This is a genomic window from Streptomyces katrae (assembly GCF_000717655.1).
Taxonomy (GTDB): domain Bacteria; phylum Actinomycetota; class Actinomycetes; order Streptomycetales; family Streptomycetaceae; genus Streptomyces; species Streptomyces katrae_B.
The window spans coordinates 41,311-66,319 of record NZ_JNZY01000036.1; the positions used below are offsets into that span (position 1 = coordinate 41,311).

Genomic DNA, 25,009 nt, shown 5'->3' on the forward strand with positions numbered 1-25,009 from the left:
CGGCAGGCGGGCGGCGACACCCCTCACCGATGAATCAGCTGCCTTCGGTGATCTGCGGGGCAGGCTCGCTCTTGTAGTCGGCGGGGCCGAAGTTGCTGTCCACCGCCTTCTGCCACGAGCCGTCTTCGACCATCTTCTTCAGCGCGGCGTTGACCTTGGTCTGCAGGTCCTTGTCGCCCTTCTTCAGGCCGATGCCGTAGGGCTCGTCGCTGAGCTTCAGGCCGGTGAGCTTGAACTTGCCCTTGTTCTTCTCCTGGGCGGCGTAGCCGGCGAGGATCGAGTTGTCCGTGGTCAGGGCGTCGACCTTCTTGTTCTCCAGGCCGGTCAGGCACTCGGAGTAGCCGCCCTGCTCCAGCAGGTCCGCCTCGGGGGCGAGCTTGGTCTTGACGTTCTGCGCCGAGGTGGAGCCGGTGACCGAGCAGAGCTTCTTCTTGTTGAGGTCCTCGGCCTTGGTGATCGACGTGTCGTCGGCGCGGACCAGCAGGTCCTGGTGGGCCAGGAAGTACGGGCCGGCGAAGTCGACCTTCGCCTTGCGCTTGTCGTTGATCGTGTAGCTCGCGACGACCAGCTTCACGTCGCCGTTGGAGATCAGGTTCTCGCGCTCGGCGCTGACGGCCTGCTTGAACTCGATCTGGTCGGGCTGGTAGCCGAGCTCCTTGGCGACGTAGGTCGCCACGTCGACGTCGAAGCCCGAGAACTTGCCGTCCGGGGTCTTGAGGCCCAGACCCGGCTGGTCGAACTTGATGCCGATGACGATCTTGTCCTTGGCGCCGCCGGACGCGCCGCCGTCACCGTTCGCCTTGTCGCTGCTGCCGCCGCAGGCGGTCGCGGTCAGAGCGAGGACTGCGGCCACGGCCGCGGCCGCACCGGCCTTGAAAACCTTCATGGTGAACTTCCCTCGGATGAGACGTTGTTGGACGACGAGCGACACGCGTGCTCTGAGCCGCCAGGGGATCACTACCAGACGAGACCGTCAGTGGTGCAGGATCTTCGAAAGGAAGTCCTTGGCGCGGTCACTGCGCGGGTTGCTGAAGAACTGCTCGGGCGCGGCCTCTTCGACGATCTTTCCGTCCGCCATGAAGACGACCCGATTGGCCGCGGAGCGGGCGAAGCCCATCTCGTGCGTGACGACCACCATCGTCATGCCCTCCCGGGCGAGCTGCTGCATGACCTCGAGCACCTCGTTGATCATCTCCGGGTCGAGCGCCGAGGTCGGCTCGTCGAACAGCATCACCTTCGGCTCCATGGCCAGCGCACGGGCGATCGCCACGCGCTGCTGCTGGCCGCCGGAGAGCTGCGCCGGGTACTTGTCGGCCTGCGAGCCGACGCCCACCCGGTCCAGCAGCGCCTTCGCCTTCTCCAGCGCCGCCGCCTCGTCCGTCTTGCGGACCTTGAGCTGGCCCAGCATGACGTTCTGGAGCACCGTCTTGTGCGCGAAGAGGTTGAACGACTGGAAGACCATGCCGACATCGGCACGCAGCTCGGCCAGCTTCCTGCCCTCCGACGGCAGTTCCTTGCCGTCGAGGGTGATGGTGCCCGAGTCGATCGTCTCCAGGCGGTTGATGGTCCGGCACAGCGTGGACTTGCCCGATCCCGAGGGACCGATCACCACGACGACCTCACCGCGGGCAATGCTCAGATCGATGTCCTGAAGCACGTGCAGCGCGCCGAAGTGCTTGTTGACGTTGCTCAGTACGACCAGGTCGTCCGCGGCCCCGGCCGCATCCTGCACGTCCTTGGTCACTGATACTCCGCTCATCGGCAACTTGCTCCGTCCTCCTCGGTTGGGAGGACAGTAGTGACGTGGCGCGCACACCGTCATCACATCTGAGGGAGAATTGAGCATAACGAAACGGCCTCGCTCCGATACGCTCCGTGCGCACCACGACACTCGGGCCGGTTTCCCCGTACCGGGTGCATAACGGAAGACGCGCCGGACCGGAACCCCCTTGACGTGGGCCTCTCCATCGGCGTGGATGCAGGGTGGCCCTGACCGCGGGCCCTGATCGGAAGTAAACAGGAAAGGGGGACGCAATGAGACTGCTGCTCGTCGAGGACGACGACCACGTCGCCGCCGCCCTGTCCGCGATCCTCGCCCGGCACGGCTTCCAGGTGACCCACGCCCGCAGCGGCGAGGAGGCCCTGCAGGCGCTGCTGCCCGCCGGAGCGCCGCCCTTCGGCGTCGTCCTCCTGGACCTCGGCCTGCCCGACCAGGACGGCTACGAGGTGTGCGGCAAGATCCGCAAGCGCACCGCGACGCCCGTCATCATGGTGACCGCGCGCGGCGACGTCCGCTCCCGCATCCACGGCCTCAACATGGGCGCCGACGACTACGTCGTCAAGCCCTACGACACCGGTGAACTCCTCGCACGCATCCACGCCGTCGCCCGGCGCACCGGCGCCTCCGAGGAGGCCGCCGCCACCGGGACGGGCACCCTCGACGTGGTCCGGCTCGGCCCGGTCAGCATCGAACTGCCCACCCGGCGGGTCAGCGTGGACGGCACCGACGTACCGCTCACCCGCAAGGAGTTCGACCTGCTGGCCCTGCTCGCGCAGCGCCCCGGAGTCGTCTTCCGCCGCGAGCAGATCATCAGCGAGGTGTGGCGCACCAGCTGGGAGGGGACCGGCCGGACCCTCGAGGTCCACGTCGCCTCGCTGCGCTCCAAGCTGCGCATGCCCGCCCTCATCGAGACCGTCCGCGGGGTGGGCTACCGGCTCGTCACCCCGGCCGCCTCCTAGCGGGTCCCGTCGTGCGCGCCCGGCTGCTCCCGCTGCTCGTCGTCCTGATGGCGGGCGTGCTGCTCGCCCTCGGCCTCCCGCTCGCCGTGAGCCTGGCCGCCGGACAGCAGCAGCGCGTGGTCGTCGACCGGATCGACGACAGCGCCCGTTTCGCGGCCCTCGCCCAGTTCGTCATCGACGCCGAGGGCTCCGGGTCCACCGGCGCCACCGAGCGCGGCGAGACCCTCCAGCACGAACTGGCCCGCTACCAGGAGCTCTACGGCATCCGTGTCGGCATCTTCCTGCGCGACGACAACGCCATGGCCCGCGCCCCGGGCTGGTGGCAGCTCCCGGAGGAGGGCGAGGGCCGGCTCGCCTTCGAGGAGGCCCTCGCCGGGCGGCGCAGCCACGACCCCGCCCAGGTGTGGCCCTGGCAGACCCACGGCAAACTCCTCGTCGCCTCCCCGGTCGTCCTCGACGGCGACGTCGTCGCGGTCGTCGTCACCGAGTCGCCCACCGACCAGATGCGGGCCCGGATCCTGAGCGGCTGGCTGCTGATCGTCGCCGGGCTCGCCGCGGCCATGCTGGTGGCCTTCGGCGCCGCCCTGCGGCTCACCAGCTGGGTGCTCAAGCCCGTCCGGACGCTCGACGCGGCCGCCCACGGCATCGCCACCGGGCGGATGAACTCCCGGGTCGCAGCGGCCGGCGGGCCCCCGGAACTCCAACGCCTGGCGCGCTCGTTCAACGAGATGGCCGACAACGTGGAAGAGGTCCTGGAGCAGCAGCGGGCGTTCGTCGCCGACGCCTCCCACCAGCTGCGCAACCCGCTCGCGGCGCTGCTCCTGCGGATCGAGCTGCTCGCCCTCGAACTGCCCGAGGGCAACGAGGAGATCGCCTCCGTGCGGACCGAGGGCAAGCGCCTGACCCAGGTCCTGGACGACCTGCTGGACCTGGCGCTGGCCGAGCACGCCTCCGCCGAGCTCAGACTGACCGACATCGCGGCCCTGACCACCGAACGGGTGACCGCCTGGCGTCCGTACGCCGAGGAGAAGGGCGTACGGCTCACCGAGACGGGCCGGGCCGCCGTCACGGGCTGGACCGACCCCATCGCCCTCTCCAGCGCGCTCGACGCCGTCATCGACAACGCCCTCAAGTTCACCCCTGAGGGTGAAGGGGTCGAGGTGTCCGTCGCCCTGGCGGGGGCCTTCGTCCACGTCGTCGTCGCCGACCGGGGTCCCGGCCTGACCGACGAGGAGCTGCTGCGCGTCGGCGACCGGTTCTGGCGCAGCGGCCGCCACCAGAACATCAAGGGCTCCGGGCTCGGCCTGTCGATCTCCCGGGCCCTGCTCGCCGCGGGCGGCGGGTCCCTCTCGTACGAGACGAACCCGCCGCACGGACTGCGGGTGACGGTGGCCGTCCCGCGCAGCGATCCGCACACGCCCTGACGGCCGCCGCGGCAGGCGCCCGGCCCGGGCCGGGTCAGATCCAGGCGAGGGTGGTGCCGGCCGGTGCCGAGGCCGCGTACAGCTCGTCCACGGCCCGGACCTCGAAGGCGGCCGCCCGCTCCCGGCCGGCGCGGGTGACGGCCGGGAGGTGCAGGGCCGTGCCGCAGGTGCCGCCGAGGAAGCGACGGGCGCCGTCCGGGAGCAGGCGGTACAGCTCGTAGTGGCGGACCGGCCCGGCTGCCCGGCGCCAGGACAGCCGCACCGAGGCCTTGCCGTCCTGCTGGGTCTGGGCGTCCACGGTCAGCGCACTCGGAGACGCCGGGCGCCGCCGCGCCGTGTCGTCGCGTACCGACAGGGCGCCGAGCCTCCACACCACCGCCGTTTTCCCGCGGGCCGTGATCCGTACGGCCAGCCCGTACGCGGTCCGGCCCGCCAGGGACGAGAGCCCGGCCCGGGAGGTGCGCCAGCCGCCCTGGCCGGAGCCCCGGGTCTGCGTCTTCAGCCAGGTGTACGGGACCGGCTCGCCCGGGGCGGCCGGCTCGCGCGTGGCCACGCCCACCTCGACGGTGAGCGCGCCCGCCTCGGTGGCGTGCACCAGCTCCAGCACGGTGGAGCCGGTCAGCGGCAGCCGGGTCGCGTGCAGCCCGACCGCCGCCGGGGCGGTGAGTCTGCCCGCCACCAGGAGGCTGGAGCCGCCGCGCCAGGCCCTCGCGAAGTCCAGCGTGACGGCCGGGCGCCGCCCGGTGCTCGTCACGGCCCAGCGGCGGCCCGGGAGCCGGTCCTGCAGCCCGAGGTGGTTCCACGGGGTGTCGGAGGTGACCTTGCCGTCCTCGTACCAGCGCTCCCCGTGCCCGGTGTTGAAGGCGCAGGCGAAGGGCAGGGCGGCGACGGTGGACCGGTCCGCGACGGCGGTGGCGGGAGCCCGCCAGGTGCCCTCGGGCGCGGGGTGGGCCGGGTCCAGGGACTCGCCCGTCCAGAACCGGTCGTCGGCGCGGTGGAAGGCGCCGGGGGAGCGGTCGGTGAGGTGGTTGCGGGTCCACTCGGGCCGGTAGAAGCCGATGCTGACGACGTGGTCGCGGTCGCGCGGGATGATCGCATCCCAACGGACCGTGGAATCCCAGCCGTTTGACTCCATGTCGAGCGCCGCCCACAGCTCGTGGCGGGAGCGGCCCAGCCGGCCGGCGAGCGCGCCGGAGGCGGCCAGGGTCTGCGGGGTCCAGCGGAAGTCGACGAACACCGTGTCCGCGACCCGGCCCGCCCGGTCCTCGAAGAACTCCTGGTTGAGCTGGTTGAGCGCGCCCTGCCAGCCGACCCGGCCCGTGCTGTTCATGGCGTCGTACCACGTGATCCGCAGGCCGTGCGGGGCGCCGGCCGCCCGCAGGGCGCGCAGGAACTCCCGCATCCGGGCGGCGAGCGCGCTGTCCCCGCCGTCGGTCTCGGCGTTCACGAACCAGCCGTCGAACCCGTACGTCCGCGCCACTTCGACGAGCTTCCCGGCGACCGGAAACCGGCCGAGGCCGTCCTGCTGCACCAGGTCCCGCGTCCACCGGAGGTCGCCGCCGTACGCGACGGGCGGCAGGAAGATGTTGCCCAGCACCGGGACGCCGTTGCGGTGGGCCGCGTCGACCACGGGCGCGTTCGGGGCGAGGACGATGCCCTCGCCGGAGGAGCCGCCCCAGAACACCAGTTCGTCGAGGTACGCCCAGTGCGTCAGCGCGTAGTGGTCGGCGGTCGCTGAGCCCTGGGAGGGGTTCTGGGCGGTGGGCCCGAAGGAGACGAGCGCGGAGATCCGCGCCTGGCCGGTGCGGGCGCCCGCGTTCGGGGGCACCGGGGTGAAGCGGGGCGCGAGCGGCACGGTCGCGGTGTTGTACGCGAGGTCCGGGTCGGACTCCGGGGTCCACTGCTTCAGCGAGCGCCAGGTGATGCCCGGGCCGGGGGAGCCCTGGGGGAGCGAGTCGGGGAACCAGTAGGAGGCGTACGGGGCCAGGTCGGCCGGGGCCGGTGTGGCGTCGGCCCGGGTGCCCGGTGCGGTCGCTGCGGCGGCCTGCGCCGTGGTGGACGCGCCGGTCGAGCCGAGCAGCGCGGCGGCACCTGCCCCGGCCCCGGCGGCGAGCAGCCCGCGCCGGGTCGGCGGCGCCGTACGGGCAGGACGTGTCGCAGGTGCCGGGGGTGCCGGGTGTGCCGTACGGAGGGAACGGGCGGTGCGAGGGTCGGCGCCGTTGCCGGTCTCGGACATGCGGGGCTCCTCGGTGACGGGTGACGGGTGACGGATGGCGGGTGACGTGGTGATCGTCAGGTGACGTCGGGCACGCGCAGCACCTCGGTGATGCCGCGCGCGGACAGATGGGCGGAATCCTCCGCGAGCTCCGCCAGGACCACCGCAGGGCGGACCCCCTGGGCCGTCAGCGCGGCCCAGGCCTCGAAGAAGGTCCCGCCCGGGGCGCACACCGAGCGCCTCGGCGCGGCCTCCGGCCCGCCGACGTCCACCGCCAGCGCCGTGGACCGGACGGGCGGGCGGTGCTCCCGGCCCCGCCACTCCGCGGCGATCCGGGCGACGGCGGCACCGGCCGGCTTGGCCTTGCGGTCGTTGGTGAACAAGCCGAGCCCGTACTCCAGTTCCGGGAAGTCCGCGAGCTCCCGGGACACGTCGTGCGAGCACCACCAGGTCACGCCCCACAGGTCCGGGCAGTCCAGCACGTTCGCCACGGTCGCCTCGGTGAAGGCGGCCGCGTGCTCCGCCGGGATCAGCGGCGCGGGCGCCCCGACCTCCTGGAGCCACACCGGCCGGTGCGGATCGAGCGCCCAGGCCTTCGACAGCTCGACCAGGTACGCGGCGTGCTGCTCGGTCGCCGTACCGGTCCGGCCGTGGCGCTGCGCGGTGCCGTTGAACACCCACGAGTGCACGGCCGTGGCCGCGCCCAGCCGGGCCGCCTGCGCGACCGTGAACGGGTGCCCGTCCCGGTACCAGGCGGCGTCGTACTCGGCGTGCAGGTGGAACCGGCCCGGAGCGCCCTTCTCGCAGGCCGCGAGCATCCGCTCCAGCCAGCGCCCCGCCTCCTCGCGGGTGATCCGGTCCGGGTCCGGATGCGGGGCGTCGGAGAACTGGTTGATCTCGTTGCCGACGGTCATGCCGAGGAAATTGGGCCGGTCGGCGAGGGCTGCGGCCAGCGTGCGCAGGTACTCCTCCTGCCCGGCGACGACGTCCGGGTCGGTGAAGACGTTCCGCCGGTGCCAGGTGCCGGTCCACGCGGGCAGGAAGTCGAAGCTCGACAAGTGACCTTGCAGACCGTCCACGCCGACGTCGAGCCCTCGCTCGGCGGCCGCATCGGCGAGCGCGACGAGCTGTTCGACGGCGCGCGGCCGGATGAGCGTCCGGTTCGGCTGGAACACCGGCCACAGCGGGAAGACCCGTACGTGGTCCAGGCCGAGGGCGGCGACCGAGTCGAGGTCGGCCCTGACCTCGTCGAGGTCGAAGTCGAGCCAGTGGTGGAACCAGCCGCGGGACGGGGTGTAGTTGGCGCCGAAACGGAGCGGACGAGGGGCGGATTCGTCGTGCATAAGGCGTCCTGGAGTTCTCGGAAATGCGCCGGGTGAGCACAACCTGCCGGGTGTCAAGGATTAAGTCAACAGGGCCTCTGAAACGGGAACTTATGCGCTTCAGTCCCGTTGACAGAAGGGCTCCTGCCCTCCCAAGCTGATCGAGCTAATGCGGTTTAGTTCTGCCGGTTTCAGTTCTCACACAGGAAAGCGTGCGGAAATGGACAGCGGTATTTCGGTCACCGAGGTCGCCGCCCCGGCCCTCTTCACCGGTTCTGCGCAATGCCCTGCCCAGGTGGTCCGCGTGCGGATCCGCAGGGAGCGTCCGGCCGGCCCGCTGTACGTCACCGTGCACGGCCCCGGGGTCACCACCCCGCACCCGCGCATCCTGCGCGCCGACACCGCCGACGCCTGGGACACCACCGACGCCCGGGACAGCGCCGATGCCGGGACCGGCCCGGTGGTGGAGTCCACCGTCGAGGTCGCCGTCCGCACCGGCGGCGCCGCTCCGGGGGCGTTGCTGCCCGCCACCGCCCGCGTCGCCACTCCCGACGGGCGGCCGCTCGCCGAGCTGCCGTTCGGCCTGGCCGTCGCCGAGCCGGGCTGGACCGTCCGGCTCGTCCCGCACTTCCACTACGACCCCCTGTGGTGGAACACCCAGGCCGCGTACACCGCCCTGTGGGACGCCCCGCTGCGGCCCGGCGAGCCCGAGCGCGGCTGGGAGTACACCGGTGTCCCCGCCTTCACGCTGATCCCGCTCCACCTCCAGCAGGCGCGCGAGGACCCGGCGTACCGCTTCGTGCTCTCCGAGGTCGACTACCTCAAGCCGTACTGGGACAGCCGTCCCGAGGACCGCGCCGAGCTGCGCGCCCTGATCGCCGAGGGCCGCGTCGAGATCGTCGGCGGCACGTACAACGAGCCCTCCACCAACCTCACCTCCTCCGAGAGCACCATCCGCAGTGCCGTCCACGGACTCGCCCTGCACCGCGGCACCTTCGGCGCCGACCCGCGCACCGCCTGGCAGCTCGACGTGTTCGGCCACGACCCGTCGTTCCCGTCCCTGATGGCCGGCGCCGGGCTAGACTCCGCCGTCCTCGCCCGCGGCCCGCACCACCACTGGGGCCCGATGCAGGACACCTGGGGCGACGCGCTCCGGGCCCCGTCCGCGATGCAGCTGCCCGCCGAGTACGAGTGGATCGCGCCCGACGGCCGGGGGCTGCTGCTGCACTACCTGCCCGCGCACTACTCGGCCGGCTGGCCCTCCCACATGGCCCCGGACGCCGAGGCGGCCGCCGGGCAGCTGCTCGAGCTCTACGAACTGCTGCGGACCGGCGCCGCGACGCGCAACGTCCTGATCCCGATGGGCACCGACTTCTCCTGGCCGCACCGCTGGGGCCTGGAGGTGCAGCACGCCTGGAACCGCCGCTACTGCTGGCCGCGCATGGAGCACTCCGGCCCCCGCGCCCACTTCGAGGCCGTCCGCGCCGAACTGGCCGCCCGCGGGGAGCGGCCGCTGCCGGTGACCCGGGAGATGGGCCCGGTGTACACCGGCAAGGACGTCACCTACGCCGATGTGAAACAGGCCCACCGGGCTGCCGAGAACCTGCTCGAACAGGCCGAGACCTTCGCCGCGCTGGCCTGCGCGGAAGGGCTGCTGGACTACCCGGAGCAGACCCTCGCCAAGGCCTGGCGGCACCTGCTGCACGCCGCGCACCACGACGCGGTCACCGGGACGTTCTCCGACCAGGTGTACCTGGACCTGCTCCCGACCTGGCGGGAGGCCCACGAACTGGCCGCCGCCGTACGGGAGGAGGCGCTGCGCGCGCTGACCCGGGCGGCCGACACCCGCGGGCCGGGCGCCCTCGCCGTGACCGCCCACAACCCCGTGTCCTGGACGCGAACCGACCTGGTCCGTACGACGGTGGACCTCGCGGAACTGGGCCTGGGTGCGGGCATGGACGACGCCCGGCGCATCACCGTCCTGGACGCCGAGGGGGGCGGCACGCCCGTCCACCTCGAAGCGGTGGCCGGCGGCCGGGCGGAGCTGGCCTTCCTCGCCGTCGACGTGCCGCCGCTGGGGCACCGGACCTGGTGGCTCGCCGCCGCCCCGTCGCCCGTCTCCGGCGGCTGGGAGCCCGCGCCCGGCCTCGCCGTCGAGAACGCCTGCTTCCGGGCCGAGGCCGATCCCGCGCGCGGCGGCGGCCTCGCCCGGCTGCTGGACCGGCGCACGGGGGACGAGCTGCTGACGCCGGGGGAGGTGGACGAGCTCGTCGTCCAGGAGGAGCACGACCAGCACCCCTTCTTCGGGGAGGGCCCCTGGCACCTGCTGCCCAAGGGGCCGGGCACCGGCTCGGGCAGTGCGCCCGCCGACTCCTGCCGCGTGGAGCGGGGCCCGCTGGGGGCGCGGATCGTGGCCTCCGGGCGCACCGGCCCGGTCCGCTGGACCCGGACCACGACCCTGTGGGACGGCCTCGACCGCGTCGAACTGACCACCACCGTGCACGAGTTCCACGGCGCCGACCGGCTGCTGCGGCTGCGCATCCCGGCCGACGTGCCCGGGGCGCTGCCCGTCGCGGAGACGGCGGCCGCGGTGGTGGGGCGCGGGTTCGCGTTCCCCGGCGTGGATGCGGGGGCCGACCACACGCGGGCGCCGTGGACCCTGGACAGCCCGTGTCTGAACTGGTTCGGGCTCTCGGCGCCGCTGGTGGTGGGCGGTGGCCGCGGTCCGGGCCGGGGTCCGGGCCGGGCGGTGGGGGCCGGCGAGATCGTGCTCCCGGATGCGGGAACCCCCGACGGCCTGCGGGAGTTGGTCGTCGCGCTCGCCCGGTACGGCGTCACCGCCACCCCCACCCGGCCGGGCGGCCCGCGCTGGGGAGACCTCGCCGCGGACAGCAGCCTCCCGGACTTCCGCATCGCACTCGGCGGCCCCGAGCGGAACACCTTCACGGCGGCGGTGCTGGCGGCGGCCGATCCCGCGTACGAGAAGGCCGTACGAGAACACGCGCAGGTCTGGGTACCCCCCAGGGCCGGGCTCCGCGCACTCTGGAGGCCCGGCTGCGACCTGACCGGCATCCGGGACCTGCCGGTCCTGGTGATCGCCGGGCCGGCGGGGGAGGCCGCATCGGCCGTCGCCGCGTCGGGCCGGCTCGAAGCCGTGGACCCGCCGGCCGGCGAGCCCGCGCCCGAAGCCCCGTACGCCGGCCGGACCGTCGGGGTCCTGGTCAGGGGGACGCCCGGCTTCGCCGTCGACACCGAGGGCCGGCTGCACGGCAGCCTGATGCGGTCCTGCACGGGCCGTCCCGCGGGGGAGTGGATGGACCCGCCGCGGCGCACGGCCCCGGACGGCAGCTCCTTCCAGCTCCAGCACTGGACCCACGTCTTCGAGCACGCGCTGGTCGCGGGAACCGGAGACTGGCGAGAGACCGATCTGGTCCGCCGGGGCCGGGAGTTCAACAAGCCCCTGACCGCGGTCACCGCCCTACCGGACGCCGGCCCGCAGCCGCCCGCCCGTTCCCTGCTCGGCGTCGAACCCGCCGACCGGGTCCTGATCGACGCGCTGAAGCGCGCGGCAGGCGGCTCGGGCGCTCTGGCGGTCCGGCTCCACGAGGCCCACGGCCGCCCGGCGCAGGTCCGGCTGCACTGGCCCGCGGCCCCCGCCGCCGAGGCGGATCTGCTGGACAGCCCCCGGGGCCCGTTCCCCGGCGGGATCGGTGGCGCGGCGACGACCACGGTGCTGCTGCCGACCGCATCGGGCATGCCGCTGCGGCAGGGCGAACGCGAGCCGCACCAGCCAGTGTTCAGCCGGTACTGGCTCCACAACACGGGAACGGCGCCGATGGGCGACGCCCCGTACGCGGTGACCTGCACGGGCGTCCCGGCCGACGCCGCCGTGACGGTCGCGGCGCACGGCGAAGGGGCCGGCGGCCCCGTCCGGCTGGAGGTCCGGGCACCCGGGGGCTGGCAGGCCTCCTGGACCCGGCGCACGGTCGAACTGCCGCCCGGCGGCTACGAGCGGCTCCCGCTGACCGTGACCCCCGCGGCCGGCGCCCGGCCCGGCACCCACCTGGTCCGCGTCCTCGCGGCCACCCCGGCGGGGGAGTTCGAGGACGTCCTCGCCGTAGACGTGCCCGGCGGCCCGGACGTCCCTCCCGCGCTGTGGGTGGAGGCGCCCGATCCGGAGGTGGATGTGGCCCCCGGCGGACGTGCCCTCGTACGGGCCAGGATCGGCACCACCGGGATCCGGAGCCCGCTGACGGGCCGGGCGTACGCCGTCTCCCCGTACGGGACCTGGCAGTTCACCGGTCCCCCCGGCCGGCCCGTGCACGTACCCGCGGACCGCCCGGCGGAGGTGGAGTTCGAGCTGCGGCCGCCGCCGGGAGCCGTGCCGGGCACGTACTGGATGCTGGTCAAGGCCGCCTGCCAGGGCAGGATCGCGTACGGTCCCGCCATCGCCGTGCGCGTATCCGGCGTGCCCGACGTACCCCAGGGATGAGGAAGAGGCAGGCAGGCCATGGCCCGCAGACCCACCATCAAGGACATCGCCCGCCGGGCCGGGGTGTCCGAGAGCGCCGTGTCCTTCGCGCTCAACGACCGGCCCGGCGTGTCCCAGGACACCCGCGCCCGCATCCGCCGGGTCGCCGAGGAAATCGGCTGGCAGCCCAACAGCGCCGCCCGCGCCCTGTCCGGCGAACGCTCCGGCGCGGTCGGACTGGTGCTCGCCCGGCCCGCGCAGACCCTCGGCGTCGAGTCCTTCTTCCTCCAACTGGTCTCCGGCATCCAGGAGGTGCTGTCCGCCGGCCGGGTCGCCCTGCTCTTCCAGGTCGTGGACGGCATCGACGCCGAATGCGCGGTCTACCGCCGCTGGTGGGCCGAGCGGCGCGTGGACGGGGTCCTCGTCGTCGACCCGCGTACGGACGACCCGCGCCCGGAACTCCTCGCGCAGCTCGGGCTCCCGGCGGTCGTGATCGGCGGAACGGGCGGCACCGGGCCGTTGCCCCCGGCGGGGCCCGACGGGAGCGGGGCCGGGCCCCTGTCCCGCGGCCGGGGCGACGGGAGCGGCCCCGGGCCCCTGTCCTGCGTCTGGGCCGACGACGCCCGGGCCATGGCCCAGGTCCTGGACCACCTGTACGGGCTGGGCCACCGCCGGATCACCCACATCGCCGGGCTCCCCGGCCTCGCCCACACCGCCCGCCGGATGGCCTCGCTGCGCGCGGAGGCCGGGGCGCGCGGCCTCGGCCCGGAGCACGTGCGCTCGGTGGTCACCGACTACTCCGACGCCGAGGGGGCGGCCGCCACCCGCCGGGTCCTCGCCGAGCCCGAACCGCCGACCGCGCTCGTCTACGACAACGACGTGATGGCGGTGGCCGGCATCGCCGTCGCCGCCGAGCTGGGCATCGCGGTCCCCGGCCGGATCTCCATGGTCGCCTGGGACGACTCCGCGCTGTGCCGGGTCACCCACCCCCGGCTCACCGCCCTCGTACGCGACACCGCCGGCTTCGGCAGGCTCGCCGCGCAGGAGCTCCTCGCCGTGCTCGCCGGGAGCCCGCTGCGGGCCCGCGAGAGCGAGCAGCCCCGGCTGGAGCCCCGGGAGAGTACGGCCCCGCCGCCGCCCGCATACTGAATCCGACCCCTTCCTGGAGCCGCTGCCGTGACGAGTCCCCACCCCGCCTTCCCCGCACCGCGGGCCACCGCCTCGGCCACCGGCCTGACGGTAGCGATCGACATCGGCGGTACGAAGATCGCCGGCGCCCTGGTGCACCCCGACGGCACGATGACGGCCACCACCCGCCGCCCGACCCCGCGGGGCGCGGACGGCGACGCGGTCTTCGCCGCCGTCGCCGAGGTCGTCGCCGCGCTCGCGGAATCCCCGCTCTGGCCCTCGGCGGTCCGCTGCGGGATCGGCAGCGCGGGCCCCGTGGACGCCTCTCGCGGCACCGTGAGCCCGGTCAACATCGGGGCGTGGCGGGAGTTCCCCGTCCTGGCCCGGGTCGAAGCCGAACTGGCCCGGCACGGCGCGGCCCTTCCCACCGTCCTCGTCGGCGACGGGCCCGCGATGACCGCCGCCGAGCACTGGCTGGGCGCGGCCCGGGGGCACGCGAACGCCCTGTGCATGGTGGTGTCCACCGGGGTGGGCGGCGGGCTGATCCTGAACAACCAGCTCCACCCCGGCCCCACGGGCAATGCGGGTCACATCGGCCACATCAGCGTGGCCTTCGACGGTGAGCCGTGCGTCTGCGGGGGCCACGGCTGCGTGGAGTCCATCGCCTCGGGCACCGCCATCGCCCGGTGGGCCAAGAGCCGGGGCTGGACCCCGGCGAGCCCGGGCGGGGACGCCACCGCAGCGGGTGTGGCCGTGGCCGCCGAGGCCGGGGACCCCGTCGCCGTGGCCGCCTTCGACCGCGCGGGCCGCGCCCTGGCCGCCGCCATCGCGGCCACCGCGACCCTCGTCGAAACGGACATCGCGGTCATCGGCGGGGGCGTGGCCACCTCGGGCGACACCCTCTTCGCGCCGATCCGGGCCCACCTGGCGGGCTACGCCACGCTCTCGTTCGTGAGGGGCCTGCAGGTGGTCCCGGCGGCCCTGGGCACCCACGCCGGACTGATCGGCGCGGCTGCGGCGGCGCTGATGCTGCTGCCGGCCGCGTGAGCGCGCCCGAGCGTCCTTCCGGCTCGCCCTCCTCCGGCTCGTCCTCCTACGGCTTGACCGAGCGGTAGTACCGCTGGGCCCCTTCGTGCAGGTCCAGCGGGTCCGTGTAGATCGCCGTGCGCAGGTCCACCAGCTGCGCCGCGTGCACCTCGTGCCCGATCCGGTCGCGGCTGAGGATCACCGTCCGCGTGAACTGCTCGGTCAGCTCCGGGTCCGTGCCCTCGGTGGTGACCAGCAGGTTCGGTACGGCCAGGGTCGCCACCGCCGAGGTGTTCCGGGCCCGGGTGTACGCGTCCTGGGGCATCACCGCCGCACGGTAGTACCGCGCCGGGCTCCCGCTCGCCTGGAGGGACTCCACCAGGTCGCCGAGCTGTACGAGCCGGATGTCGAACCGGTCCGACAGCTCGCGCACGGCGTTGGTCGGCAGGCCGCCGGACCAGAAGAACGCGTCGATCCGGCCGGCCTCCAGCTCCGCCGGCATCGTGTCGATGCCGATGGACACCGGGGTGATGTCCCGCGCCGGATCCAGCTTGGCCGCCGTCAGCAGCCGCTCCGAGACCAGCCGCACCCCCGAGCCCGGCTGGCCGATCGCGACCCGCTTGCCCTTCAGGTCCCGCGCCGACTGCACCGGCGAGCCGGCCGGCACCACGAGCTGCACGTAGTCGTCGTAGAGCCGGGCGACGCCGCGCAGCCGGTCCGCGCCGGGCTTGCCGTCGGCCCGGTACTTGGAGACGGCGTCGGCCGTGGCGATGGTGAAATCGGCCTCCCCGGAGGCCAGCCGCTGGAGGTTCTCCTGCGAGCCCTGGCTGGGCTCCAGCCGCACCTTCATCTCGGGCATGTCCTGGGCGAGCGCCTGCTCCAGCAGCTGGCCGTAGCGGTGGTACACGCCGGTACGGACACCCGTGCTGATGCTCAGCCCCCCCTTCAGCTCCGGCTCGCCGAAGGGCTTCAGCCACCACGCGAGCAGCGCGAGCACCCCGAGTACGGCCACCAGCCCCCACAGGGCGGTGCGCCTGCGGATGCGGGACGGTACGTGAGCCATGGCCGCGATCCTGCCACCGACCCGCCGCCCTGTCACGGCCCGCCCGATCCCGGGCCCACGGAGCCGGCGGCCGGTGCGGCCGGCGGGGCGAACCTGGTCCGCAGCTGTTCCAGCAGCTTGCGCGCCGCCGGGCCCGACGGGCCGTCCGCGGGCCAGGCCAGGGCGACCCGGCCGTGCAGTGCCGGCTCGGTGATGCGCAGCGCGACCAGCCCCCGCGAGGCCCCCGACTCCGCCCCGGCCGGCACCACCGCCACCCCCAGCCCCCGCGCGGCGAGCCGCACCAGCACCCCGGGAGCCGCCGCCTCGAAGTCCACCCGCGGAGCGAACCCGGCCTCCGCACAGGCCCGCTCCAGCACCCCGCGCAGCCCGGTCCCGCGCGGCAGGCTGATCACTGCCCGCCCGCGCAGCGCCGCCAGCGGAATCCCGCCGTCCGTGCTGTCCCGTACGAGGGGGTCGTCGGACCGGACCGCGGCCACCAGCGGTTCGTCGATCACCACCTGGACGGAGATCCCGGCCGGCGGCTCCCCGCCGAGCCCGACCACCGCCAGGTCCAGCCCGCCCTGCCGGAGCGCGGCCAGCATCCGCTCCGACGTGTCCTCCGCCAGCGCGATCTCCACCTGCGGGTGCGCGTCGTGGAAGTCGCCCAGCACGCCGACCACGTCGGAACCGCCCATCACGGCCCCGGCCGCACCCGGGATCAGCCCGATCGACACGCGCCCCCGCAGCAGGCCGCGGACCTCGTCCGCCGTCCGCCGGATGCCCTCCACCGCCGCCAGCGCGGCCCGCGCGTACGAGAGCACCGCCTCGCCCGCCTCCGTCGGGGTCACCCGCCGCCCCGACCGGTCCAGCAGTCGCAGCCCGAGCTCCCGTTCCAGCTGCCCGATCTGCGCGCTCACCCCCGGCTGGGACACGTGCAGGCGGGCCCCGGCCCGGGTGAACCCGCCCTCCTCGACCACCGCCACGAAATACCGCAGCTGACCCAGTTCCATAACCACGGATTCTAGTTCGCAGAAGCACCCGCTCTTGGACTTATGACCACCGGTCCACTCACCCTGATCCCATGACCGACATCGCCGCGGCCACCGCCGCCGAACGCCGAGAACTGGCCGACGTACTCGACGCCCTCACGCCCGATCAGTGGGACGCCCCGAGCCTCTGCGCGGGCTGGCGGGTCCGCGAGGTCGCCGCGCACATGTCGATGGGCTTCCGCTACTCCCTGCCCCGGTTCGCCGCCGAGTTCGCCAAGGCCCGCGGCAGCCTGCACCGCATGACCGACCGCACCGCCCGCCGCGACGCCGCCGCCTTCACCCCGCATGAGCTCTCGGCCCTGCTGCGCGAGAACGCCGGCCACCCGTGGAAGCCCCCGGCGGGCGGCCCCACCGCCGGGCTCGCCCACGACGTGGTCCACGGCCTCGACATCACCGTCGCCCTCGGGCACCCGCGCCGCGTCCCCGAGGACCGGCTGCGGCCCCTGCTCTGCGCGCTCACCCCGCGCGGCCTGCGGTTCTTCGGAGTCGACCTGACCGGCATCCGGCTGTGCGCCGATGACCTCGACTGGTCCCACGGCAGCGGAGCCCCCGTCCACGGCGCAGCCCAGGACCTGCTGCTCGTCCTCTTCGGGCGCCGCCTGCCCGCGGGCCGGCTGCACGGGGGGCCTGAGGGGTTCCGGGTACCGCCTACCCTTGTTGCATGACCAGCAGCAGCGACCGGAGCACGGCAGTGGACGTCAAGGGAACATACGAGGTGCGCACCTACGGGTGCCAGATGAACGTGCACGACTCCGAGCGGCTGTCCGGTCTGCTGGAGGGCGCGGGCTACACGCGCGCGCCCGAGGGCTCCGACGGCGACGCCGACGTCGTGGTGTTCAACACCTGCGCCGTCCGCGAGAACGCCGACAACAAGCTGTACGGCAACCTCGGCCGGCTCGCCCCGATGAAGACCAAGCGCCCCGGCATGCAGATCGCCGTCGGCGGCTGCCTCGCGCAGAAGGACCGCGAGACGATCGTCAAGCGGGCCCCCTGGGTCGACGTGGTCTTCGGCACGCACAACATCGGCAAGCTGCCCGTCCTGCTGGAGCGCGCCCGCATCCAGGAGGAGGCGCAGGTCGAGATCGCCGAGTCGCTGGAGGCGTTCCCCTCCACACTGCCGACCCGCCGCGAGTCCGCGTACGCCGCCTGGGTCTCGATCTCCGTCGGCTGCAACAACACCTGCACCTTCTGCATCGTCCCGGCGCTGCGCGGCAAGGAGGAGGACCGCCGTCCCGGCGACATCCTCGCCGAGGTGGAGGCCCTGGTCGCCGAGGGCGTCTCCGAGATCACCCTGCTCGGGCAGAACGTCAACGCGTACGGGTCCGACCTGGGCGACCGCGAGGCGTTCAGCAAGCTGCTGCGCGCCTGCGGCCAGATCGAGGGCCTGGAGCGGGTCCGGTTCACCTCGCCGCACCCGCGGGACTTCACGGACGACGTGATCGCGGCGATGGCCGAGACCCCGAACGTGATGCCGCAGCTGCACATGCCGCTGCAGTCCGGCTCGGACACCATCCTGCGCGCCATGCGCCGCTCGTACCGGCAGGAGCGCTTCCTCGGCATCATCGAGAAGGTCCGCGCCGCCATTCCGCACGCCGCGATCTCCACCGACATCATCGTGGGCTTCCCCGGTGAGACGGAGGAGGACTTCCAGCAGACGATGCACACGGTGCGCGAGGCGCGCTTCGCGAACGCGTTCACCTTCCAGTACTCCAAGCGCCCCGGGACCCCGGCGGCCGACATGGAGGGGCAGATCCCGAAGGAGGTCGTCCAGGAGCGCTACATGCGCCTGGTCGCCCTGCAGGAGGAGATCTCCTGGGAGGAGAACAAGAAGCAGGTCGGCCGCACGCTGGAGGTCATGGTCGCGGAGGGCGAGGGCCGCAAGGACGGCACGACGCACCGCCTGTCGGGGCGTGCCCCCGACAACCGCCTGGTGCACTTCACGAAGCCGGAGGCGGAGGTCCGTCCCGGTGACGTGGTGACCGTCGACATCACGTACGCGGCTCCCCACCACCTCCTGGCGGAGGGCCCGACGGAGTCGGTGCGCCGTACGCGGGCGGGCGACGCCTGGGAGAAGCGCAATGCGGCGCCGGCGCAGCCCCAGGGCGTCATGCTGGGCATCCCCACCCTGGGCGTCCCGGCCCCCCTCCCGGCGGCCACGTCGGGCTGCGCCGTGCCGTCGTCTTCCTGACCGCGTCCCTCCCCGCGGGTTCGGCGCGAGGCCGGCCTGCGGGGCCCGGCGCAGCGGGGTGACGGTGGCCCGACAGGGCCACAATGCGGGCCGCGAGGGCTAGGCTGCGGATCATGCTCGTTGCCGCCGCCGTCTGCCCCGCCCCGCCGCTCCTCGTGCCCGAGGTCGCCGCGGGGGCCGCCGCCGAACTCGGCGATGCCCGTACCGCCTGCTCCGACGCGCTGGCGGTGCTCGCCGCCTCCCGCCCCGACCTCCTGGTCGTCATCGGAGCCGCCGACGAGGACCACCGCGGCCCCTACCCGCAGGGCGCCCGCGGCAGCTTCCGCGGCTTCGGGGTCGAGGCCGGCGTACGACTCGGGGACGGGGAGGAGGGGCCCCGCCAGCTGCCGCCCTCCCTCGCCGTCGGCGCCTGGCTGCTCCGGCATGCCCGCTGGGGCGCGGCCCCCGTCGAGGGGCTCGGCGTCGGGGAACCGCTCGAGACCACCCGGTGCCTGGAGGCCGGCCGGGGGCTCGCCGCGCGCGAAGAGCGCGTCGCGCTCCTCGTCATGGGTGACGGCAGCGCCTGCCGCACCCTGAAGGCCCCCGGTTACCTCGACGACCGCGCCGCCGCCTTCGACGCCGCCGCTGCCCGCGCGCTCGCCGCCGCCGACGTGGCCGCGCTCGCCGCCCTCGACGCCGAGCTCGCGTACGAGCTCAAGGCCGCCGGCCGCGCCCCCTGGCAGGTACTGGCCGGCGCCGCCGAGGGCGCGGGCCTCGACGGGCGGCTGCTGTACGAGGACGCGCCGTACGGGGTCGGCTACTTCGTCGCCGCCTGGTCCTGACCGGGCGGAACGAAGAAGGGGCGCGGGTCCGGTCGAACCCGCGCCCCTTCCACTGACCGCGTCAGGAAGACGCCGGCGGCGTCGACCCGCCGGGGGCGTCCTTGTGCGCGATCTTGCCCAGGGCGTCCTTCGCCTTGCTCGTACCGGTCTCGATCTTGCCGTGGTACTTGCCCTTGGTCTTGGAGTCCACGGCCTGCGCCATCTTGTCGAGGTTCTGGCCGATCCTGCCCTCGTGCTGCTGGGCGAGGTCGCCGACCTTTTCCTTCGCCGGTGCGAGCTTGGCCTTCAGCGTGTCCAGCAGGCCCATGGGTCACCTTCCAGTGGCGGTGTCTACGTACGGGCGCTCTCGCCGGTCTCGCTGTCCGCGGCGGCCTCCGCCGACTGCTGCTTCGGAATCTCCACGGCTTCCGCCGCAGAAGCCTCCGTCGCGGCCGGCTCGGCCTCGGTCTCGCCGACCGCAGCCTCGGACTCCGTCGTCACGTCCTCCGACGCGACCTCTGCGGTTACGTCTTCACCCTTACGACGAAAAAACCGATCAAAAACGCCCATGTCTGCTCCTATAACGTTACTCGTGCGGGTGAAGTTCCGCCGTGTGCGGCCCGGCCTCCGCCGGGCGTACGCCCGGCGGAACCTCGCCAGGGCAACGACCCCGCCGACAGCCCGTCACGTAACTCGATCGGGTGCACGCTGCAGGGTTTGCGAGACTGGGGCGGTGAGGAATGCAGCCCCCGCCCCGCGGGTCATCGCCGTCGTCGGTCCCACCGCGGCCGGAAAGTCCGATCTGGGCGTAGCCCTGGCCCGCCGTTTCGACGGCGAAGTCGTCAACGCCGACTCCATGCAGCTGTACCGGGGGATGGACATCGGCACCGCCAAACTGACGACGGAGGAGCGCGGCGGCGTCCCGCACCACCTCCTCGACATCTGGGACGTCACGGAGACCGCGAGCGTCGCCGAGTACCAGCGCCTGGCCCGCGCCGAGATCGACAAGCTGCTCGCCCAGGGCCGTACGCCGGTCCTCGTCGGCGGATCGGGCCTGTACGTCCGCGGCGCCCTCGACGCCATGGAGTTCCCCGGCACCGACCCCGAGGTCCGGGCCCGGCTGGAGGCGGAGGCCACGCTGCGCGGCCCCGGCGCCCTGCACGCCCGCCTCGCCGCCGCCGACCCGGCCGCCGCCCAGGCGATCCTCCCCAGCAACGGGCGCCGCATCGTCCGCGCCCTGGAGGTCATCGAGATCACCGGGAAGCCGTTCACCGCCAACCTGCCCGGCCACGAGTCGGTGTACGAGACCGTGCAGATCGGCGTCGACGTGGCCCGGCCGGAGCTCGACGAGCGGATCGCCCTGCGCGTGGACCGCATGTGGGAGGCCGGGCTGGTCGAAGAGGTGCGCGCGCTGGAGGCCCGGGGCCTGCGCGACGGAGTCACCGCATCCAGGGCGCTCGGCTACCAGCAGGTGCTGGCCGCACTCGCCGGCGAGTGCACCGAGGACGAGGCCCGGGCCGAGACCGTCCGCGCCACCAAGCGATTCGCCCGGCGGCAGGACTCCTGGTTCCGCCGGGACCCCCGCGTGCACTGGCTCAGCGGCGCCGTCGCCGACCGGGGGGAACTGGTCGGACTCGCGCAGTCGTTGGTCGAACGAGCGGTTACAGCCTGATCACGTGATGGCATCGGGACGCCCCGTGCGCCCGTTCGGGGCCCTGAGCCATGCCATCATCAAATTCCGCAGGTGCGGTCACCGGCGGTGAACGACGGCGTGCGAAGTCCGAGTGGGGAGGGCGCGTGGCAATGGAGGCCGGCCCTCGCGACACCGGGCAGGACGGGACGAGGCGGGAAGCGGACCCGACGCTTCTCGGGCACCTCCCAGCAGCAGCTGGGGGAGAGCCTCCCGAGCCCGACGGCCTCGGGCTGCCCGCAGACCCGGCACGGCTGACCCCCGACGGCCCGGACGCACCGGACACCGCCGAGGCCGAGGCCGCCGCGGGTCCCGAGTTCGAGGTCGAGCTGCGCCCGCAGCGCCGGCTGCGCATCTGGCAGATCGCCCCCATCGTGATGCTGGCCGCGGCCGGGTCCCTGATGTTCGCCTTCCCGCTCGCCTTCGAGTTCGGCGACGGCGGAGCCGTGGTCGCCATGCTCGGCTTCCTCATCAGCTCCTGCGCCGGCGGCTGGGGCATGATGGCCGCGCGCCGCGTGGGCTACACCTGGCCCGGGCTCCCGCCCCGGGGCAGCGGCCGCCGCCCCGACTGGCGCATGGCCGGGCTGTACGCCATGGTCGCGCTGGCACTCGTGGCGCTGGCCGTGTACCGGGTCGCACGGCTGCGCTAGGTCGCCGGGCTGCGGTGCCCGCGGGATGCCGCCGACCTGCCCAAAGCCCCGCTCGGTACGATGGGCGGGTGACGCAGACGAGCCTCTCCTTCCTCAAGGGCCACGGCACCGAGAACGACTTCGTGATCGTCCCGGACCCGGACAACGCCGTCGAGCTGCCCGCGACCGCCGTCGCCAAGCTCTGCGACCGGCGCGCCGGCATCGGCGCGGACGGCGTGCTGCACGTCGTCCGGTCCGCCGCGCACCCGGAGGCGGCGCACCTGGCCGACGAGGCCGAGTGGTTCATGGACTACCGCAACAGCGACGGCTCCGTCGCCGAGATGTGCGGCAACGGCGTCCGCGTCTTCGCCCGCTACCTCCAGTACGCCGGCCACGTCGAGCCCGGCGACCTCGCCGTCGCCACCCGCGGCGGCGTCAAGCGGGTGCACCTCGACAAGAGCGGCGACGTGACGGTCTCCATGGGCCGCGCCGTCCTCCCGGAGGAACAGGTCACGGTGACGGTCGGCGAGCGCGCCTGGCCCGCCCGCAACGTCAACATGGGGAACCCGCACGCCGTCGCGTTCGTGGAAAGCCTGGACCACGCCGGAAAGCTGCTCGATCCGCCCCCGTTCAGCCCCGCCGAGGTCTACCCGACGGGTGTCAACGTGGAGTTCGTCGTCGACCGCGGCCCCCGGCACGTCGCCATGCGCGTCCACGAGCGAGGCTCCGGCGAGACCCGCTCCTGCGGCACCGGCGCCTGCGCCGTCGCCGTGGCCGCCATCCGCCGCGACGGCGCCGACCCGGCCGTCACCGGCCGGCCCGTCACGTACACCGTCGACCTCCCCGGCGGCACCCTCGCCATCACCGAACACCCCGACGGGCAGATCGACATGACGGGACCCGCCGTCATCGTCGCCGCGGGCGAGTTCGACGCGGCCTGGCTCACCGAAACGGCTTTCGGCTGAAGCTTCCCTCTAATGGGTGATCCGTTTCACGCTGAGCGAGAGGCGGACTGCGCCACGTGGTGGGGTCGGTAGCATCAGGCACCGGCCCTGAGGGCTCACCCCATGCCCACCACCGCCGGTCGAAGCCGCCGGAGGTGCCCATGAGTGCAGAGGCCACGAACCCCGAAGCACGACCCGACGCGCGCCCTGAACTCCGCAGACGGGGCCGGACCCGCCTTGACCTGCGACGACTCGGGCGCGCTGCCCTTCTCGGGCCCACATCCCGAGACCGGCTCCCCGATGCCATCGGCCACGTCGCCGAGGCGCACCGCGCCCACCACCCGGACGCGGACCTGTCCATCCTGCACCGCGCGTACGTGCTCGCGGAGTCCTCGCACCGCGGCCAGATGCGGAAAAGCGGTGAGCCGTACATCACACACCCGCTCGCCGTGACCCTGATCCTCGCCGAACTCGGCGCCGAAACCACTACCTTGACGGCCTCTCTGCTCCACGACACCGTCGAGGACACCGAGGTGACCCTGGATCAGGTCCGCGCCGAATTCGGCGACGAGGTCTGCTTCATCGTCGACGGCGTCACCAAGGTCGAGAAGATCGACTACGGGGCGGCCGCCGAGCCCGAGACGTTCCGCAAGATGCTCGTCGCCACCGGCAACGACGTCCGCGTCATGTCCATCAAACTCGCCGACCGGCTGCACAACATGCGCACCCTCGGCGTGATGCGCCCCGAGAAACAGGCGCGCATCGCCAAAGTCACCCGCGACGTCCTCATCCCGCTCGCCGAACGGCTCGGCGTCCAGGCCCTCAAGACCGAGCTGGAAGACCTCGTCTTCGCGATCCTGCACCCCGAGGAGTACGAGAACACCCGCGCGCTCATCGCGGCCCACGCCGGGGAACGCGACCCGCTGCCCGCCATCGCCGACTCCGTCAAGGCCGTCCTGCGCGACGCCGGCATCGCCGCCGAGGTGCAGGTCCGGCCCCGGCACTTCGTCTCCGTCCACCGGATCGCCCTCAAGCGCGGCGAGCTGCGCGGCTCCGACTTCGGCCGCATCCTCGTGCTCGTCGGCGAGAACGCCGACTGCTACGCCGTGCTGGGCGAGCTGCACACCTGTTTCACCCCGGTCGTCTCGGAGTTCAAGGACTTCGTCGCCGCCCCAAAGTTCAACCTCTACCAGTCGCTGCACACCGCCGTCGCGACGCCCGAGGGGTTCGTCGCCGAAGTCATCGTCCGCACCCGTCAGATGCACCGGGTCGCCGAGGCCGGCGTGGTCGCCCTCGGCAATCCGTACGCCCACGCCGCCGCGGAGGCCGCCGCCGCGGCGGAGTCCGGCTCTCCGGCCGACGCCGCCGACTGCGACGAGGAGCGGGTCGATCCGACGCGGCCCGGCTGGCTGTCGCGCCTCCTCGACTGGCAGCAGTCCGCGCCCGACCCCGACACCTTCTGGAGCGTGCTGCGCGCCGAGCTGGCACAGGACCGGGAGATCACCGTGTTCCGCGCCGACGGCGGCGCCCCCGGCACGATCAGCCTGCCCGCCGGGGCCAGCTGTATCGACGCCGCCTACGCGCAGCACGGCGAGGCGGCCCACGGCTGTATCGGCGCCCGGGTCAACGGGCGCCTCACCTCCCTGGCCTCCCGGCTGTCCGACGGGGACACCGTCCAGCTGCTGCTCGCCCAGGACGCCTCCTCGGGTCCCGCCGCCGACTGGCTGGAGCACGCCAGGACCCCGGCCGCCCGGATCGCCATCAGCCGCTGGCTCCAGGCGCATCCCGACTCGGTGAAACCCACCACCGCGCCCGCCCGGGCGCCGCTGTCCGTGGTCGGCGCCCGCGGCGGCGGCGGGAACGCGGTCGCCGACCTGCCGGACGCCACCGTGCGGCTGGCCGGCTGCTGCACGCCCGTACCGCCGGACGCCGTGGCCGGGTTCGTCGTACGGGGCGGGGCCGTCACCGTCCACCGCATCCACTGCGCGGCGGTGGCCCAGATGCGCGCGCTGGGGCGGACCTCCGTCGCGGTGCACTGGCGGGCCACGGCGGACTGCCGGGTCACGCTGCTCGCCGAATCGTTCGGCCGCCCGCATCTGCTGGCCGACCTGACCGAGGCCATCGCCCGCCAAGGGGTCGAGGTGGTCTCCGCGACCGTGGAACCGCCGGTCGAGCAGCGCGTGCGGCACACGTACACCCTGCAGCTGCCCGACGCGACCGGGCTGCCGGCCCTGATGCGGGCGATGCGCGACGTACCGGGCGTCTACGACGTACGCCGGGCCTAGGGGCCCGACCGAGGCCGAGCCCGGGCCTAGCTAGGCCGCGTCGTCGCCGGAAGGTCC

General features: G+C 73.8%; 20 protein-coding genes. 12 read left to right on the forward strand and 8 right to left on the reverse strand.

Features of this window, described 5'->3' with window-relative positions; genetic code table 11:
- Positions 1-34: 34 nt before the first annotated feature.
- Entirely contained in the window at positions 35-886 is an 852-nt protein-coding gene (locus IF09_RS0131450; protein WP_030301539.1) for a glutamate ABC transporter substrate-binding protein, read from the reverse strand.
- Positions 887-973: 87 nt separating this feature from the next.
- Positions 974-1,759, reverse strand: a complete 786-nt coding sequence (locus IF09_RS0131455) for an amino acid ABC transporter ATP-binding protein (protein WP_030301540.1) — start codon at positions 1,757-1,759, stop codon at positions 974-976.
- Between the two features lie 275 nt (positions 1,760-2,034).
- Here IF09_RS0131455 and IF09_RS0131460 point away from each other — a divergent pair, with 275 nt between their 5' ends.
- On the forward strand, positions 2,035-2,739 hold the full coding sequence (locus IF09_RS0131460) for a response regulator transcription factor (RefSeq protein WP_030301542.1): 705 nt from the start codon (positions 2,035-2,037) through the stop codon (positions 2,737-2,739).
- Positions 2,740-2,750: 11 nt separating this feature from the next.
- Positions 2,751-4,163, forward strand: coding sequence for a sensor histidine kinase (locus tag IF09_RS0131465; protein WP_030301543.1), 1,413 nt, complete (start codon positions 2,751-2,753; stop codon positions 4,161-4,163).
- A 34-nt stretch (positions 4,164-4,197) separates the two neighbouring features.
- Here the strand turns inward: IF09_RS0131465 and IF09_RS0131470 are convergent, their stop codons facing one another.
- Together IF09_RS0131470 and IF09_RS0131475 are read right to left on the reverse strand one after the other, a co-directional pair.
- Entirely contained in the window at positions 4,198-6,399 is a 2,202-nt protein-coding gene (locus IF09_RS0131470; protein WP_078613563.1) for an endo-beta-N-acetylglucosaminidase, read from the reverse strand.
- A 56-nt stretch (positions 6,400-6,455) separates the two neighbouring features.
- Complete coding sequence (locus IF09_RS0131475) at positions 6,456-7,721, reverse strand: glycoside hydrolase 5 family protein (protein WP_030301552.1); 1,266 nt, start codon at positions 7,719-7,721, stop codon at positions 6,456-6,458.
- A 199-nt stretch (positions 7,722-7,920) separates the two neighbouring features.
- Here IF09_RS0131475 and IF09_RS0131480 point away from each other — a divergent pair, with 199 nt between their 5' ends.
- Genes IF09_RS0131480 through IF09_RS0131490 form a run of 3 tightly spaced genes read left to right on the forward strand, consistent with a single transcriptional unit; the run spans position 7,921 to position 14,346 of the window.
- Entirely contained in the window at positions 7,921-12,192 is a 4,272-nt protein-coding gene (locus IF09_RS0131480; protein WP_030301554.1) for an NEW3 domain-containing protein, read from the forward strand.
- Between the two features lie 18 nt (positions 12,193-12,210).
- Positions 12,211-13,320, forward strand: a complete 1,110-nt coding sequence (locus IF09_RS0131485; RefSeq protein ID WP_030301556.1) for a LacI family DNA-binding transcriptional regulator — start codon at positions 12,211-12,213, stop codon at positions 13,318-13,320.
- 27 nt (positions 13,321-13,347) lie between these two features.
- Positions 13,348-14,346: an ROK family protein gene (locus IF09_RS0131490; protein WP_051833179.1), complete on the forward strand. Its 999-nt coding sequence runs from the start codon at positions 13,348-13,350 to the stop codon at positions 14,344-14,346.
- 46 nt (positions 14,347-14,392) lie between these two features.
- Here the strand turns inward: IF09_RS0131490 and IF09_RS0131495 are convergent, their stop codons facing one another.
- Positions 14,393-15,388 carry a TAXI family TRAP transporter solute-binding subunit gene (locus IF09_RS0131495; RefSeq protein ID WP_030301559.1) on the reverse strand — a complete coding sequence of 332 codons (996 nt, stop codon included), beginning with the start codon at positions 15,386-15,388 and terminating at the stop codon, positions 14,393-14,395.
- Between the two features lie 32 nt (positions 15,389-15,420).
- Positions 15,421-16,377, reverse strand: coding sequence for a LysR family transcriptional regulator (locus tag IF09_RS0131500; protein WP_051833181.1), 957 nt, complete (start codon positions 16,375-16,377; stop codon positions 15,421-15,423).
- Between the two features lie 71 nt (positions 16,378-16,448).
- Here IF09_RS0131500 and IF09_RS0131505 point away from each other — a divergent pair, with 71 nt between their 5' ends.
- From IF09_RS0131505 to IF09_RS0131515, 3 genes are all read left to right on the forward strand, one after another.
- Positions 16,449-17,081: a maleylpyruvate isomerase family mycothiol-dependent enzyme gene (locus IF09_RS0131505; protein ID WP_030301563.1), complete on the forward strand. Its 633-nt coding sequence runs from the start codon at positions 16,449-16,451 to the stop codon at positions 17,079-17,081.
- Positions 17,078-18,604, forward strand: coding sequence for a tRNA (N6-isopentenyl adenosine(37)-C2)-methylthiotransferase MiaB (miaB, locus tag IF09_RS0131510; protein ID WP_030301565.1), 1,527 nt, complete (start codon positions 17,078-17,080; stop codon positions 18,602-18,604). The genes IF09_RS0131505 and miaB overlap by 4 nt, the downstream gene beginning before the upstream one ends.
- A 113-nt stretch (positions 18,605-18,717) precedes the next feature.
- Entirely contained in the window at positions 18,718-19,425 is a 708-nt protein-coding gene (locus IF09_RS0131515; protein WP_030301567.1) for a hypothetical protein, read from the forward strand.
- 61 nt (positions 19,426-19,486) lie between these two features.
- Here IF09_RS0131515 and IF09_RS0131520 read toward each other — a convergent pair whose 3' ends face one another.
- Both IF09_RS0131520 and IF09_RS42105 read right to left on the reverse strand, forming a co-directional pair.
- On the reverse strand, positions 19,487-19,732 hold the full coding sequence (locus tag IF09_RS0131520; RefSeq protein ID WP_030301569.1) for an antitoxin: 246 nt from the start codon (positions 19,730-19,732) through the stop codon (positions 19,487-19,489).
- A gap of 23 nt (positions 19,733-19,755) precedes the next feature.
- The gene (locus IF09_RS42105; protein ID WP_234321214.1) at positions 19,756-19,905 is read right to left on the reverse strand and encodes a gliding motility protein; all 150 of its coding nucleotides are present in this window, start codon (positions 19,903-19,905) and stop codon (positions 19,756-19,758) included.
- A 232-nt stretch (positions 19,906-20,137) separates the two neighbouring features.
- On the opposite strand from IF09_RS42105, the gene miaA reads away from it, so the two are divergent.
- The 4 genes from miaA to IF09_RS0131545 all read left to right on the forward strand — a co-directional run bounded on the left by miaA (position 20,138) and on the right by IF09_RS0131545 (position 24,952).
- A complete protein-coding gene (gene miaA / locus IF09_RS0131530; protein WP_030301572.1) occupies positions 20,138-21,076 on the forward strand; it encodes a tRNA (adenosine(37)-N6)-dimethylallyltransferase MiaA in 939 nt (312 codons plus the stop codon).
- Positions 21,077-21,207: 131 nt separating this feature from the next.
- Positions 21,208-21,744: a hypothetical protein gene (locus IF09_RS0131535; protein ID WP_030301574.1), complete on the forward strand. Its 537-nt coding sequence runs from the start codon at positions 21,208-21,210 to the stop codon at positions 21,742-21,744.
- 68 nt (positions 21,745-21,812) lie between these two features.
- On the forward strand, positions 21,813-22,688 hold the full coding sequence (gene dapF / locus IF09_RS0131540; RefSeq protein WP_030301576.1) for a diaminopimelate epimerase: 876 nt from the start codon (positions 21,813-21,815) through the stop codon (positions 22,686-22,688).
- A gap of 140 nt (positions 22,689-22,828) precedes the next feature.
- Positions 22,829-24,952: a RelA/SpoT family protein gene (locus IF09_RS0131545; protein WP_030301580.1), complete on the forward strand. Its 2,124-nt coding sequence runs from the start codon at positions 22,829-22,831 to the stop codon at positions 24,950-24,952.
- Positions 24,953-25,009 lie beyond the last annotated feature (57 nt).

Excerpts from the sequence above, each read along its gene's own strand:
- IF09_RS0131450 (WP_030301539.1), bottom strand. The coding sequence starts at position 886 with ATGAAGGTTTTCAAGGCCGGTGCGGCCGCGGCCGTGGCCGCAGTCCTC.
- IF09_RS0131455 (WP_030301540.1), bottom strand. The coding sequence starts at position 1,759 with ATGAGCGGAGTATCAGTGACCAAGGACGTGCAGGATGCGGCCGGGGCC.
- IF09_RS0131460 (WP_030301542.1), top strand. The coding sequence starts at position 2,035 with ATGAGACTGCTGCTCGTCGAGGACGACGACCACGTCGCCGCCGCCCTG.
- IF09_RS0131470 (WP_078613563.1), bottom strand. The coding sequence starts at position 6,399 with ATGTCCGAGACCGGCAACGGCGCCGACCCTCGCACCGCCCGTTCCCTC.
- IF09_RS0131475 (WP_030301552.1), bottom strand. The coding sequence starts at position 7,721 with ATGCACGACGAATCCGCCCCTCGTCCGCTCCGTTTCGGCGCCAACTAC.
- IF09_RS0131480 (WP_030301554.1), top strand. The coding sequence starts at position 7,921 with ATGGACAGCGGTATTTCGGTCACCGAGGTCGCCGCCCCGGCCCTCTTC.
- IF09_RS0131485 (WP_030301556.1), top strand. The coding sequence starts at position 12,211 with ATGGCCCGCAGACCCACCATCAAGGACATCGCCCGCCGGGCCGGGGTG.
- IF09_RS0131495 (WP_030301559.1), bottom strand. The coding sequence starts at position 15,388 with ATGGCTCACGTACCGTCCCGCATCCGCAGGCGCACCGCCCTGTGGGGG.
- IF09_RS0131500 (WP_051833181.1), bottom strand. The coding sequence starts at position 16,377 with ATGGAACTGGGTCAGCTGCGGTATTTCGTGGCGGTGGTCGAGGAGGGC.
- IF09_RS0131505 (WP_030301563.1), top strand. The coding sequence starts at position 16,449 with ATGACCGACATCGCCGCGGCCACCGCCGCCGAACGCCGAGAACTGGCC.
- miaB (WP_030301565.1), top strand. The coding sequence starts at position 17,078 with ATGACCAGCAGCAGCGACCGGAGCACGGCAGTGGACGTCAAGGGAACA.
- IF09_RS0131515 (WP_030301567.1), top strand. The coding sequence starts at position 18,718 with ATGCTCGTTGCCGCCGCCGTCTGCCCCGCCCCGCCGCTCCTCGTGCCC.
- IF09_RS0131520 (WP_030301569.1), bottom strand. The coding sequence starts at position 19,732 with ATGGGCCTGCTGGACACGCTGAAGGCCAAGCTCGCACCGGCGAAGGAA.
- IF09_RS0131535 (WP_030301574.1), top strand. The coding sequence starts at position 21,208 with ATGGAGGCCGGCCCTCGCGACACCGGGCAGGACGGGACGAGGCGGGAA.
- IF09_RS0131545 (WP_030301580.1), top strand. The coding sequence starts at position 22,829 with ATGAGTGCAGAGGCCACGAACCCCGAAGCACGACCCGACGCGCGCCCT.